The organism is Olsenella sp. oral taxon 807 (genome assembly GCF_001189515.2).
Taxonomy (GTDB): domain Bacteria; phylum Actinomycetota; class Coriobacteriia; order Coriobacteriales; family Atopobiaceae; genus Olsenella_F.
The window spans coordinates 3,107,691-3,121,210 of sequence record NZ_CP012069.2 but is presented as its reverse complement, the minus strand read 5'-3'; the positions used below and the strand labels follow the sequence as shown (position 1 = coordinate 3,121,210).

Annotated in this window: 10 protein-coding genes; 3 read left to right on the top strand and 7 right to left on the bottom strand. The window is 62.9% G+C overall.

The annotated features are described in order from the left end of the window. Positions 1-11 precede the first annotated feature (11 nt). The 7 genes from ADJ70_RS13445 to ptcA all read right to left on the bottom strand — a co-directional run bounded on the left by ADJ70_RS13445 (position 12) and on the right by ptcA (position 10,045). A complete protein-coding gene (locus ADJ70_RS13445) occupies positions 12-1,373 on the bottom strand; it encodes a sensor histidine kinase (protein WP_050342223.1) in 1,362 nt (453 codons plus the stop codon). Further along, positions 1,366-2,625, bottom strand: coding sequence for a glycosyltransferase (locus ADJ70_RS13440; protein WP_050342221.1), 1,260 nt, complete (start codon positions 2,623-2,625; stop codon positions 1,366-1,368). Before ADJ70_RS13440 ends, ADJ70_RS13445 begins: the two co-directional genes overlap by 8 nt. 5 nt (positions 2,626-2,630) lie before the next feature. Beyond that, on the bottom strand, positions 2,631-3,362 hold the full coding sequence (locus ADJ70_RS13435) for a QueT transporter family protein (protein ID WP_083444048.1): 732 nt from the start codon (positions 3,360-3,362) through the stop codon (positions 2,631-2,633). A gap of 1,730 nt (positions 3,363-5,092) precedes the next feature. Beyond that, positions 5,093-5,767 carry a hypothetical protein gene (locus ADJ70_RS13425; protein WP_253273203.1) on the bottom strand — a complete coding sequence of 225 codons (675 nt, stop codon included), beginning with the start codon at positions 5,765-5,767 and terminating at the stop codon, positions 5,093-5,095. A gap of 520 nt (positions 5,768-6,287) precedes the next feature. Next, on the bottom strand, positions 6,288-7,661 hold the full coding sequence (locus ADJ70_RS13420; RefSeq protein WP_050342215.1) for an APC family permease: 1,374 nt from the start codon (positions 7,659-7,661) through the stop codon (positions 6,288-6,290). A 64-nt stretch (positions 7,662-7,725) separates the two neighbouring features. Beyond that, a complete protein-coding gene (gene aguA / locus ADJ70_RS13415) occupies positions 7,726-8,892 on the bottom strand; it encodes an agmatine deiminase (protein ID WP_050342213.1) in 1,167 nt (388 codons plus the stop codon). 94 nt (positions 8,893-8,986) lie between these two features. Continuing rightward, positions 8,987-10,045, bottom strand: coding sequence for a putrescine carbamoyltransferase (gene ptcA, locus ADJ70_RS13410; RefSeq protein ID WP_050342211.1), 1,059 nt, complete (start codon positions 10,043-10,045; stop codon positions 8,987-8,989). Positions 10,046-10,516: 471 nt separating this feature from the next. On the opposite strand from ptcA, the gene ADJ70_RS13405 reads away from it, so the two are divergent. From ADJ70_RS13405 to ADJ70_RS13395, 3 genes are all read left to right on the top strand, one after another. Beyond that, positions 10,517-11,506, top strand: a complete 990-nt coding sequence (locus ADJ70_RS13405) for a helix-turn-helix transcriptional regulator (protein ID WP_253273202.1) — start codon at positions 10,517-10,519, stop codon at positions 11,504-11,506. A 424-nt stretch (positions 11,507-11,930) separates the two neighbouring features. After that, positions 11,931-12,470 (top strand): type IV toxin-antitoxin system AbiEi family antitoxin, encoded by a 540-nt coding sequence (gene abiEi / locus ADJ70_RS13400; RefSeq protein ID WP_050342210.1) that lies wholly within the window; start codon positions 11,931-11,933, stop codon positions 12,468-12,470. Continuing rightward, positions 12,457-13,326, top strand: coding sequence for a nucleotidyl transferase AbiEii/AbiGii toxin family protein (locus tag ADJ70_RS13395; protein ID WP_050342208.1), 870 nt, complete (start codon positions 12,457-12,459; stop codon positions 13,324-13,326). The genes abiEi and ADJ70_RS13395 overlap by 14 nt, the downstream gene beginning before the upstream one ends. Positions 13,327-13,520 lie beyond the last annotated feature (194 nt).

The following is a 13,520-nucleotide window of genomic DNA, read 5'->3' as shown; positions in this document are numbered from 1 at the left end:
TTCCATCAATACTACTCCTTGATCTTCGCGGCGTCAGGGGCGGCCCCCATGAGCTTGAGCGTGACGGCCGTTCCGGCCCCCTCCTTCGACATGATCTCGACGCCGGAGCCTCGGCCGTAGAACCTCTCTATGCGATCGGCCACGTTCCTGATGGCGATACCCGCTCCCCTCTTGCCACCGCTCGCCAAGTGGTTCAGCGACGGCTCGGCGAGCAGGTTCTTGGCAGCCTCCTCGCTCATGCCCAAGCCGTCGTCGGCCACCGCTATCAGGACGTCGTCGCCGTCCGTGGTCGCCTGCACGTCGATGTGGAGGGGTCCCTCGTCGCGCATGCCATGACGCACGGCATTCTCGACGAGGGGCTGCACGATGAAGCCCGGGACAAGGAGCTGCTCGACGCCGAGCTCTATGGCCTCCGACTCGATGATGCGGCTCGCCCCAAAGCGCGCCTTCTCGATCTTGAGGTAGCGTTTGGTCTGGGCTAGCTCCTCCGAGAGTGGGATCAGGGACTCGGAGCTCTCTAGTGTCCGGCGGTAGTACACGGAGAACTCGCGCAAAAGGTCGCGGGCCCGTACCGCATTCGTGCGCGTGAGGGCGGCTATCGTGTTGAGCGTGTTGAAGAGGAAGTGGGGGTTTATCTGGGCCTGCAGCGCCTTTACCTCGGCGCGGGCGGCAAGCTCCGCCTGAGCCTCGAGCTCATAGGCAGAGAGCTGGGTGGAGAGCAGCTCTCCGAAGCCGCGGGCGATGGCCAGCTGCGTGCGGTCCACCTCGCGACCGTGACGGTAGTAGAGCTTGAGGGTTCCCTCGATGCTATCGGCCACCCTAAGCGGGGCAAAGATCCCCACAGGTAAAGACAGCTCACGCGGACCTCGTTCCTCGTCCAAGACCGTGCCCACCCATTCGTCCTCCCCGAGGTTCGAGAAGGTTTGCATGCGGCCGGACTTGAGTACCTTCTTGGTCGCGGGTGAGTTGGCCGTGCCCCCCGTATAGCCAAGAACCCCATCGCCCACGTAGGCGAGGGTCTTGGTGGTGTCCGTGATGGAGATGGCGGCGGCACTCGTCTCGGCAAGGAGCAGCTGACAGACCGCAGCGGCGTTCTCTCGGGTGAGTCCACCCGACATGTGCCTGAGCGTCGCGGAGGCAACGCGCAGGGTGCGCTCCGTCGCCTGCGAGCGCAGGTCGTCCGGGGCAAGCAGGACGGACCCCGTCATGGTGATGATGACGGCAAGGCCAGCTCCCGCAACCATAGACGCGACCAAGCTGCTCGTACCGATGCCCCAGGAGAGGAGCCCCAAAAACGCTGCGGTCGCAACGAACAGGAACCCCCGGATGAGGAAGGCGAAGTGGGCGGATGTCCACCTGCGCACCTTATGCATCAGCCGTCTCCCCACTTGGAGGGCAGTCTCGACACTGCGGCCTCGTCACGGGTGTAGGCCTGCCCATGTGGAGCAGGCGCTTGGCGAGGGGTGCGTCCTGCCAGAGACTGCCCATGATGCGGGGCCAATAGGTCTGAAACTCGAAGTAGCTCTCCGAGACGCTCCTCGCCCACCTGCGCGCGCGCAGGCGCCCCACCAGCAGTATGCGCAGATACGCGAGGCGCTCGGGTCCAAAGATCACCCGCATGAGCGCGGTGAGGGCGATACGGGCATGCACCTCGGACGAGAGCCAGATCGCGGGATAGGGCCTCAGCGACTCGGGACGCACCTGGCGCATGCCGATGGTCGCGTTGGCTCGGTCGAGCTTGGCAAGCTCATACTCCCAGCGGTAGACGTCCTGCAGGAAGCGAGCGGCGCGCGAGGGCATCTCGGGAGGCAGGTGACGCACGCGCCACTTGTTGTCAAACCACACGTCCAGGCCTAGCATCCTGAGGTTTAGCAGATAGTCGAGATCCTCTCCCCGCGTGATGGTCGGATCGAAGGCGACGCTGGCGTACGCCTCGGCGGTGATCGCAAAGCAGCCTCCGCAGATGGAGTTCGAGCGCGAGATGCGCGTGGCCGACAGGGCCCGATGCATCCACTCGTTGAATTCCTCGCGCTTCGCCCAGAAGCGGTCTCGCAGGCGCGGGCCGTCCATCGCGGCAAAGGGGGAGTCCTCCCTATCGATAAAGTATCCGCTCTTGGCATAGATGGAAAGGCCCTGCCTCGTCTCCATCCCCAGGCCGTAGGTGGCGTCAAGGAGAAAATCTTCGTCGAGGATAACCTCGTCGTCATCCAAAAACACCGCGACGTCATGTCCGAGCACGGCGCAGGCCGCCAGCCCCATGTTCCTGATGGCGCCATAGCCCCTGAGCGAGATGGGATCCCCGCTCAGCCCTGGCGCCACGCGATCGACCGCTCGTGCGATCTCGCCTGCCTCGCGTGCACCCACCACAAGCGGGTGCAGATCAGGATGCATGCGACAGATCCCATCGACACGTGCGCGAGCCGCATCCTCGCAGCCGCCGGAGGCAACGAGGAGCACGATGACCCTGAGCACCCCCCGCACCATCTCAAGCGAGTCAAGGCAGGACTCGAGCTCGGGAAGCGGCTTGAGGACGGCCGTCGCGTGGTCGTAGGCACCGACGCGCCCAATCTCGGCAGACTCGTCCCCCTCGGTCCAATATGACGGTATGACGATGGCGGGGTTCAAGGTGGCTAGATCCTCTCGGTCACATGGCGGTCAGTTCCGCCCCCCGTCGCGTCTCCGCCCCCAAGGACGGGCGGCTCGCCGATGGACGTCCGTCCACCACCTGCGGTATCTTCCCTGGCAGCGAAGTCACGGACGAGGGGGCTGCCAAGAAGCGCGCGCCAGAGCGGAAGGCCCAGAACATAGAGAACAACGGCCTCGCCGATACCGGTGGCCAGAAGGCCAAACAGATACATGAGCGCATACGAGTCATCGAGCGAGATCGAGGTGAACGGAATCGTGTAGAACCCTATGCCCTTTAGCATGAGGGGGAGGTAGGCCGGCACGATGAGCGCGTTTGCGACCACAGGGCCAAGCACGGCGAGCCGAGGGTGCCTGCGCAGGCGCCAGGTGCACCACGCGCCGACAAGCGTCGCCAGGGAGCCAAAGACAACGTCAAGCATGCCGAGCATCCCCGTACCCGACACGGCGATGTTGGCGATGTTGGCGACGGCACAGCCAAGGGCAAGGCCCGGCACGGCATCAGGACTCAGGAGTGCCAGGACGCAGAGCGCCTCGGAGAGCCTGAACTGGATGGGACCCCACGCGAGGCTACCCAAAAAGAGCAGGCACACCAAGGTGGTTGCGGCATAGAGCGCAGCGATGGAGGCAATGCGCGAGACGCGTTGCGCCGTGAGGAGGGCAACACGTCCCCTAGCGTCTGACGGCGGCTTTTGAGACGAGCCGGGCGAAGCGATCAATGCGCGAGACCTCCTGGGCGATGATGGGCGACAGACCACACACCGTCTGTCGCGTGGGTCTTGACAAACGGAGGCAGAACCATTCCCATTCTAACCCGTGTTTGCCTCGCATGGCCACCTGAAGCCTGTCTCAATCATCGTTTTTACCACATCCGCGCCCGAGAGCGGGGCGGAGGGCCTGGAGGCGCGGGGCAAGGGACCTCGGACAAGGGGCGCGGAGAGGACGGGGAACCTGATGTCAACGCCCATCGCCCTGAGCTCGCGGGACAAGGGGGCGGGGAGAGGGCCAGGGAAGTAATGCTGGGTTTTCGGCGCCTTCTTAGCCCACAATTGGCAGCCTGATGGTGTCCCGGCCTGGCCCGGGGTGCGCTCTCAGCGAGGCCCCCTGCCTAGACTACGCCTTTCCGTGAGGTGCCGGGCCGAGGCTTGCGGGCCCTAGCGCAACCCCCCGCCAGACTGGCGGGGGGTTGCCCGGACGCATTTGCCCAGTTGAGCCATTTTCCATAGTGCCCCGCAGGCTGGCGGGGGGTTGCGCCCCACGCCTTCCGGGCGGCGACGTGACGGAAAAGCGCATTCTGCGCAACATGGGAGCCGCAGACTGCGCCTTTCCGTGAGACGCCGGGCCGGGATGTGCCCCTCCGCAGGTCCGCGCGCGGCCCCGGCGCCGTCCCCTGCGGGCTTGGCGACCGCCACGCGCGGGCGGTGGCCCATGGCTCTCCGCAGCCGGGCGCAGGCTCTCAGGGCAGGCGACGGCTCGGGTCTGTGTCCAGCGGGTTAAGGAAGTGCCGGGGAGTCAGGATAATGCTGTCAGGCTACCCTGAGGCAGGTGGTTCTGATACAGGTGACCCCGAGGCGGGTAACTCCGAGAACCCCCCAACACAGCCGGAAGACAAGGATCCGGTAGGCTATCGACATACTCCGCGTCTATAGGGCACGGAGCCTCAGGAAGCTGGGCATGTACGACAAGGCACAGCTCCTGCAGCTCCTCAGGAGAGAGGCCGGCATGAGATAGTACGCTGTCAAGACGCTTGTGGGTATGCGGGATACGCCGATAACCTGCCGGTACTTCGCCCACAGCCGTTGCAGGATACAATCGGGAGTATCTGGCGGCGCGTCTCACACTGCCACTCGGCGGTGAACGTGCAGTACGGAACGTTCAGTGGCGAGTGGCAGTGCGTCCGGTACGCTCGAGGGCGAGTGGCAGTGCCTCTCACACTGCCACTCGGCGGTGAACGTGCGGGGCGGAACGTTCAGGGTCGAGTGGCAGTGCGTCCGGTACGCTCGAGGGCGAGTGGCAGTGCGCCGTACACTGCCACTCGGTGGTGAACGTGCGAAGCGGAACGCTCAGGGGCGAGTGGCAGTGTAGTCCTCACTGCCAGACGGCATCGAGCGTACCGTATCGGTACGATCGGGGGCGAGTGGCAGTGCGTCCGGTACGCTCGGGGGCGAGTGGCAGTGTACTTCACACTGCCACTCGGCGGTGAGCGTACCGGGTGGTGCGTCTCACACTGCCACTCGGTGGTGAACGTTCGGGGCGGAATATTCAAGGCTGAGTGGCGGTGCTGGCCGGGACGGACTCCGAACCCGCAGCCGTTGCGCTAACGTCAAGATACCCCGGCCGGGGTGTGACATGGGCCTTATCCTTACCCGGAGACGGCCCTTCGCGGAGAGAGTCTCTTTACGGACAGGACGGTTTCTCGACTGGTTGGGCGGATTTGTTCTGTGTCTCCCTAACGCAGGCGGCCCCGACGGACCTGGTCAAGCAGCCTCTCGTAGCTCCTCTGGAAGCGCTCCCCCTCGCTTCCCGGCGCGTCCGCAGCCTTCACGATACCGTGCTCGTCAGAGACGAGGAAGAACTCGTCGTAGCCCAACTCTCCGTTGTCAAGGTCATCGAGGAGGCTCTTGCTTCTCTCGACAGGAATGCCTAAGGTCCGTGCCAGATCCTCAACAAGCGACGTCGCCCCCGAAGGTGCCGAGTCCTCAGGAATCCCCCAGACGAGGGTGCCCTCGCTCACGATCCAGACGCTTTCGGGCGAGACTCCCGTCACAAGACCCTCATACCAGGACTCCCTCGCACGCGCAATGAGCGCGGACGTCGAACGGCAGGCCAAGGACTTATGGGGTCCCACCGTCATGGCCGCACGCCCACTCTCGTCGACGATGAGCATCAGCACGCCGTCTGGGTGCAGGGCACCGCCGTCTGCAAGCGTCCACTCGATGTGCTGCTTGGCCCAGGCGACGAGCGCCTTGTCCATCTCTCCGCTGTTGACGTGGCGACGCCCGAGGGCGCGAAGGTGTCGGTTCTCCAGGGGCAGACGGGCACCAGCAAGCCGCCAGCGGCAGACGAGCTCGGGTTTCCCAAGCTGGAACGCCCCGTCAGTCTGAGCTGCTCCCGTCCTCGCCACGGTATCCCCAGGTGCTCGCATCGCGCTAGCCTCACGCTCCCCATATGCCCGTCACATCCCCACCCGCGTCGATCCTCCGCATTCCCCCGAAGGCCGTGGGGCCAGATGACCGGACGATTATCACGACTTCCATCCTTTGCGCTCACAGAGACTCTACGCCTACTTCGGCGCTTTGCGCAAGCGTTGGTAAGAGGTCGACGCAACCGCCCCGCAGGCTGAGAGACATCGGGGGGCTGGTGGGAGTCGACGCGGCACGGAGCAACCGCCCCGCAGGCTGGCGGGCGGTTGCTCGAGCACGTTTGCCCAGTTGAGGCATTTTTCATAGTGCCCCGCAGCGTGGCGGGCGGTTTCCCGGCGGACGAGCTGTTGTCCCGCGCCTCCCGCATCTCCCTGCCGACCGGGCGGTTGCTCAGCGCCTCCCGGGCGGTTGCCCGCACCTCCCGGCCTGCCCGGCGCCTCCTGCGCCTCCCGCAGGTTGCGCCGGGCGGGCAAGAGACTATCCCTCGCCCACCCGCAGAGACTACTCGACAATATCCCCAGGCCTTGGGTCTTGCCTGTTCAAGACAACCATGAGGGAAACGCCAGCAGCGAGCAAGACGATGGTCAGGGCCAAGATCGGAAGCTTGTCCGCCACCTCCTCGCCACTCAGCGGCACGCAGGTGGCGATCACCGAGAGGATGAGCAGGGCAACGGGCAGATACGTGATGACCTTGAGCACCGCGCCCTTACCAGGCACCTTGAAGGGGCGCCTGGTGTCAGGGTCAGATGCGCGCAGGCTCAAAAACGCCGGAAACATGGGTACGTAGGCAAGGAGCAGAAAGACGATCTGAGCGGCAAAGAGCACCCAGAAGTCGAAACCCGTGAAGACGGAGACGGCACAGAGTATCGAGGCGACGACTCCGTTGGTCAGAGAGGCGCCGTTGGGCATGCCGGTCTTGGGATCCTTGTGGCCCATGAAGCCAGGAAGGTTATGGTCCTCGGCGGACTTTGCGGCAACAGTGTTGACGCCAAGAGACCAGGACACCATATTGCCAATCAGCGTGAGCAGAAACACGACGCTCACGACGACAAAGATCGGCGACGCCGTACCGACCATCACGGACAGCGCGTCGGAGATACCGGAGTCAACGGTAAGGTCGGCGACGGGAATGGCGACACCGATGCCGAAGGCCGAGACCAAATACACGACCGCGATGGCGGCACCGGCATAGACAATGGCCTGCGGGATCTGTCGCTGCGGCTCGTCCATCTCGTCGGTGTAGGTGGCGAGCACCTCAAAGCCCATGAAGTTGAACAGGATGATAGAGAGGTACGTGAGCGAGCTCGTGTCTGCGAGGTTGGGGAGGTAGGTGCTGATATCTCCCGCGTTCGCGTTGCCATGCTGGCTCATGTACATGAAGCCGAGCACTCCAAGGACGATTGCGATGCCAACCTTCAGGACGGCCCCCACGTTCACGAGCCATGCCGCGTCAGACGCCTTCGAGAAGCTCACGAAGACGACGGTCCAGATGAACGCAAGCTCTATGGCGAGCGATGGGACGCTCCCGAGCTGGATGCCCATCAGCGTCCCTATGGTGTCCGGAAACACCAGCGCGAGAGACGCCATCCACAGGGGAAAGTTCACCCAATAGGACCACGCGACAAAGCCCGCAACCCGCTTGCCAAAGGCGCGCTTCACCCAATCGTACACGCCGCCCTCATCGTCGGGGTAGGTAGACCCGAGCTCCGAGACGATCATACCGTAGGGCAAAAGGAACGTGATGATGAGCATGAGCCACCAGAAGTACTGCGAGTTTCCGATCGCCGCTGCAGGCGCTGCGGCCTCTGCCACGAATACGACGCAGATCATATTCAGAATAGCGTCAAGCAGGCTGAATCTCTTTGTACCAGCCATGGTTGTCCTTTCAAGCGGTGCGGAGGCGCCCTCCTCAGGGGCGCCCCCATCGTATGGAGCCGGGTTAGCCAACCTGGGGCGCAGGCTCCTGCTGCGTGATGCAGTGGATGTTCCCGCCGCCATAGACGACCTGGTCTGACTTGACGCCAACGACCGTGTAGCTACCCTCTCCCCACGTCTCGTCGTATATCCTCCGGAGGGTCTCTATGGCCAAGGCGTCATTCTCGTCGCCGTACTGAGGCGTGATGATGCCCTTGTTGGTCACGAGGTAGTTCATGTAGGAGGCGATCAGCGGCTCATCGGGCACACGAGGCTCAGCGTTCTCGTCGACGTCAATGGTGTCGCAGGCCTCTTGGGTCATGTAGAGCGGCTTGACAGGCATCGGGAGCTTGTATACCTTAAGCTTGCGTCCCTTGGCGTCAGTCGCACCCGAAAGGGTCTCGAAGGCGGCATGACACTCCCTATAGAAGGGGTAGTCGGGATCGTCAGTCCAGATGCAGGCCATGACACCGGGCGCGATGAAGGTCGCCACGTCATCGATATGCCCGTTGGTCTCGTCGGGATCGATGCCATCCTTGACCCAGATGATCTTCTCGACGTTCAGGTACTTGGCAAGCTGTTCATCCATATATCTGCGAAGCTCCTCGGACCACGGCTCGAGGTCGCTCACGCTGGCGTTCCTGCCTGGAGAGAGTAGACACATATCAGTGACGACACAGGTCCCCTCCCCGTCTACGGTGATGGAGCCGCCCTCAAGGATGAGGCTATCGGGACGGTAGCGACGAACGCCCGAGAACTCGGCCATCTTGAGGGCGATCTGCTCGTCCTTGTCCCAGGGGAAGTACAGGCCGTCGTAGAAGCCACCATAGGCGTTGAAGTGCCAGTGATTGGCGCGAACTTCACCCGCATCGTTGATCACGTACGTGGCGCCGGTATCACGAAACCAGGCGTCATCGGTGGTCATCTCGAGGACGGTGACGCTCTCGTCCTGCTCGAAGACAGCCTTGGCATTGGCGTAGTCCGCCTGGTTGACGCACATGACAACGGGGGTGAACTCCGAGATGGCACGGGCGATGTCGGCATACTGCCTCTGCGCGGGCTTGGCGCCAAACGACCAGGTGTCGGTGCGGTGGGGCCAGCCCATCCAGATACGCCTCTGCGGCTCGAACTCGGCCGGCATGCGAAAGCCGTCGGCCCGAGGACTTGACTCTGACTCATGGATGGTACGCATACAAATGACCTCCTACGTTGTTGGATGGTATGCCGATGAGGACGCGTGACCCGGATGGCGTCTTGTTTTGCCATCGGCGAGGTCGCGCGGCCTCTTATGCCTGAAGCTCGTCGATCTTTCTGAGCGCGTCGTGTAGCTCGCGTTTCGCGGAATAGCTTATGTTCTCGTCCGCCAAGGGTGTGCGATCTCCAAGGGCGGCGAGCAGTGCGCGGATGGAGTGCTTGCGATTCTCGGCCTCGACCCAGCAGAGCGAGCGCACGGGATCGTCCATGACCTCGTCTGTGACCTCCTCGCCGCGGGTGGCGGGAAGGCAGTGCATGAACTTTGAGGTGGGGCCAGCGAGGCTCATCATGTCCATGGTGACCTGGTAGGTGGGATAGAAGACGTCCATATAGGACTCCCCGCCCTCCTCCTGGTCGTACAAGCCGTACCACACGTCGGTATAGACGAAGTCGGCGCCCCTGATGCTCTCGATATCGTCGGAGATGACGATGGTCCCTCCCGACTCCTCGCAGTTGGCCTTGCCTATGGCCAGAAGGTCCACCTTGTCATCCACCTGGAGGCCACCGTCTGTGATCTGGTGACCCTTGGGTCCATACTGCACGAAGCGCATGCCGATCTTCGAGCAGATGAACATCAAGGAGACGCAGACCTGGGTGGCGTCACCGATGAAGGCGAGCGTGCAGTCCTCCACGCGCTTGCCCGCAGGAAGGTGCTCGAGCATGGTCATGAGATCGCCCATCTCCTGGGTCGGATGGTTGAACTCTGACATGCCGTTGATAACGGGCGCGGCCGAGCCTGCGGCAAGGCCACGGACGTCGGCGTGACGGTTGACGCGCGCCATCAGGATGTCGAGGAGCGACCCCATGACACGGGCGGTATCGCCCAGAGACTCATGTCCGCCGAGCTGGATGGTGCCGGGGCCAAAGAACTGGGCGTGACCGCCGAGATCGGTCATAGCGGTCTCGAAGGAGATGCGCGTGCGGGTAGAGACCTGCTGGAAGATCATGCCGAGCGACTTGTTGCGAAGCAGATGGGGGTAGAAGCCGTCATGCTTGATGGCCTTCTTCATGGCAAGGCCAAGATCCTCGATGGCGAGTATCTGCTCCTTGGTGAAGTCGTTGCTGTCGATGAAGTCTTTGGGCATTGCCATGTTGCTTCCTTTCTCGTGTTGACACAGACACCTGATCTGCCCCGCCGCACATCCACTACATCCGCCGCTCTGGCGCGTCGCTCCTCGCGCGTCGCTCCATTGCCTATTGCCTGACCCCGGCGCGTGCCCCCATCATGTCCCGACCGTGGGTAATGTGCGAGTTTATACGGGATGGTTTAGCGGTTCGGGCATCTAAACTTGCGTAAACCGTGGGTTTGTCCTGCTCTTCGGGCTGCGTCACGCATGCGTGCCATTTTGGAGGCTTTTGGGGTCCTACGTGCCCATGCCGTTCGCGGGCATTTTCATACCGTTCGCTTCGCGAGGTGATCGCACCCGTCAACCCATGACCCTAAGCTCAATCGTAGTCAGGGAGGCGTTTTACATGGCAAGGAGCTGGGGCTGCTCGCATCAAGCCCCCCATCCATGCCCTACGGCAACAGAACATCGCAAGGTCAAGCAGAGGGGAGGTCAATGAGCGTGATCCTGTTCTTCTTCATCTATACGACGGCACTTCTCGTCATATGCATCATGGCGCTCTCGGTCTGTGGGGCGGCATTTCTCGTCTCCCACAGCAGGCGTTACATCTTGCGTTCTCTCTTCTTCGTCTTCTACGCACTGGAGCTTTCTTGGATCTTTGGCGCAGAGTGGATGGCGCAGCACGTCATCACCATCGACGAGAGTAACTACTACGCCATCGGCAACCCGTGGGTCGCCATCCCCATGGGCGCGGCGATCCTGGCCTGCTTCTGGGCGACCGCACTCGACATGGTGGACATCCATGGTGTGCGCGCCATCGTCTTGCCCACTGCGCTTGTCATGGCCGCACAGGCCGTCGTTCTGGCTGCCCTTCCCTATGGCCCACTGCGACAATGGCTGTACTACAGCATGAGACAAGCCTTTCTTATCGGCTGTTTACTCTATGGCTTCCACCTCTATCGCAGCAGCAGCGATACGGCGTTTCGCCAGAGAATGGTCCAACACAAACAGCTGTTTGTCACCATTCTTGCCCTGACCTGCTGCATCCTGCTTGAAGACGTCTATGTGATCCTGCTTGCGCCTGTCCCAGACGCAAGCGGTAGTTTTGCGGGGCTATTCCTCTCTACGAGGAACTTCAGCGAGAATGCCCTCATGGTCTACCTAGCCTGGTACGTCTGCAGGGAGGCAATCAGGGACCTGAGCCTACGCTATCTTGAGCCGCCCGCAAGCCAGCCGATGGACGACAAGGGACGCGACCTGCGAGGGCACATCGAGAGCCGCATACTCACCTTCGCGGCGCACCATGGCCTCTCGAGGCGCGAGCGCGAGGTGCTTGGCCTCGTCATGGAGGGGCGGACCAATCACGAGGTGGCAGGCACGCTCTATCTTGCCGAGGGGACCATCAAGGCACACGTACACAACATCATGAAAAAGTGCGGGTGCTCGAGGCGAGAGGAGCTCCAGCGCGCCTTCTGGGCGAGTTAGGGAAGCCGACGGGAAGCTGGCGGGGAAGCGGGAGGCTGGCGCGGCCCGGAGCAACCACCCCGCAGGCTGAGAGACATCGGGGGCTGGTGGGAGTCGACGCGGCCCAGAGCAACCGCCCCGCAGGCTGGCGGGCGGTTGCTCGAGCACGTTTGCCCAGTTGAGGCATTTTTCATAGTGCCCCGCAGCGTGGCGGGCGGTTTCCCGGCGGACGAGCTGTTGTCCCGCGCCTCCCGGCCGGGCGGTTGCCCAGCGTTGCCTAACCGAACCGAACGGGCGGGCCGGTTGAAATTCCTATGCTGGCGAGAGGCAGCTTCCTTACCAAGGAGGAGCGACTTCGAGTCGGTTGAACGTAACGAGCGATCTTTCTCTTTTCGGTACACGAAAATACTTTCGTTTCAATATATTCTCGTGTACCATTAGAGACATGAAACTACGAGACACGCTCAACATACTGCAAAACTGGGACATTCGCGGGCGCTACGTGTTCCGCAAGTGCGATCTCGCTATCGTGCTGGACGAGTCGGGCCGCACGCTCGACCAAACGCTTGCGCGTCTCGTGAAGGCGGGCGTGCTCGAGCGGCCTGCACACGGCGTGTACCTGTTTGCGCACAGCAGGAACACGGGTCCCGCCACCATCGAGCACATCGCCCGCAACCTCCGGCGCGGAGAGCTCACCTACGAGAGCCTCGAAAGCGCCCTGTCTCTTTATGGCGTAATCTCGCAGATCCCCGTCGACCGGCTCACCCTCATGACCACCGGGCGGAGTGGCGAGTACCATACGCCCCAAGGCGTCATCGAGTTTACCCATACGAAGCAACCCACCGAAGCCATCGTGCCCGAACTCGTCGGGCGCGAGGGGCACGCGCTACCGCTGGCCTCCAAGCGGCTCGCCTACAAGAACCTCTGTTCAGTTCGACGTAACCTCGACCTCGTTGATGAAGGGGAGCTGCATGCCCAAGATTGACTTCAACGCCTATGCCGCCCAGCTCGCACGTACAAATGGTCGACAGACCATGGCGCCGGTTATCGAGAAGGAGCTTCTGCACTACGAGATTCTGCGTGCCATGGAGGAGGACGGCCTTCTGGGAGGCCTCGTGTTCCAAGGCGGCACATGCCTGCGCCTCTGCTACGGCGCGTCGCGCTACAGTGAGGACCTCGACTTTGCGGGTGGCTTCGATTTCGACGCTGCCGACCTAGATATGCTCAAGACCTGCATCGAGCACGCACTGCCCAGGCGCTACCTGGTCACCGTAGACGTGAGGGAGCCGGACACGTCGGCATCCCTCGTAAAAAGGTGGCGCATCCGCGTAGACACGACCCCGGCCCGTCCGGACATCGCTTCCCAAAAGGTATCCGTTGAGGTAGCCGCCATCCCCGCGCACACGAAGCACCCCCGTATGCTGCGACTCAACTACGAGGGACTCCCTGCGAGCTACGAGGACGTCGTCCTCTTCGCGGAGAGCCTCGAGGAGATCATGGCGGACAAGCTGGAGGCGCTCGCCTGCTCGAAGCTCCCTCGCTACCGCGATATTTGGGACTTGCACTGGCTCGTGCGCCAACCGGGAATCGACCTCGATGAGGCATGCGCGCTGCGCAAGCGCAAGGAGGCCGACTACAGGGAGTCGGAGATCTTCGTAAAGGAGGCTCCTCGCCTGGTGGGTGATTTGGCCACCATCGTCGAGGGGAACGAGTTCGCCAAGCAGATGCGTCGGTTCCTGCCCATCGACCAGTTTGAGCGCACGATCGCGCGCCCCGCGTTTTGCGCTGCGCTGACCGAAGGCGTGCGGGAGCTCTATGCACGCTGCGGGGTGCACGAGTAGGGCGCTGCTACCAAACGAAGCAAAGGCTCCCCGCAGGCTGGGAGACGTCGGGAGGCTGGTGGGAGTCGGCGCGGCCCGGTGGAGCCCGGAGCAACCGCCCCGCAGGCTGGCGGGCGGTTGCTCGAGCATGTTTGCCCAGTTGAGGCATTTTTCATAGTGCCCCGCAGCGTGGCGGGCGGTTTCCCGGCGGACGA

Bases quoted from the DNA above. Each gene is read 5' to 3' on its own strand.
- aguA (WP_050342213.1), bottom strand. From the start codon at position 8,892: ATGCGTACCATCCATGAGTCAGAGTCAAGTCCTCGGGCCGACGGCTTT.
- abiEi (WP_050342210.1), top strand. From the start codon at position 11,931: ATGAAACTACGAGACACGCTCAACATACTGCAAAACTGGGACATTCGC.
- ADJ70_RS13395 (WP_050342208.1), top strand. From the start codon at position 12,457: ATGCCCAAGATTGACTTCAACGCCTATGCCGCCCAGCTCGCACGTACA.
- ADJ70_RS13445 (WP_050342223.1), bottom strand. From the start codon at position 1,373: ATGCATAAGGTGCGCAGGTGGACATCCGCCCACTTCGCCTTCCTCATC.
- ADJ70_RS13420 (WP_050342215.1), bottom strand. From the start codon at position 7,661: ATGGCTGGTACAAAGAGATTCAGCCTGCTTGACGCTATTCTGAATATG.
- ADJ70_RS13405 (WP_253273202.1), top strand. From the start codon at position 10,517: ATGAGCGTGATCCTGTTCTTCTTCATCTATACGACGGCACTTCTCGTC.
- ptcA (WP_050342211.1), bottom strand. From the start codon at position 10,045: ATGGCAATGCCCAAAGACTTCATCGACAGCAACGACTTCACCAAGGAG.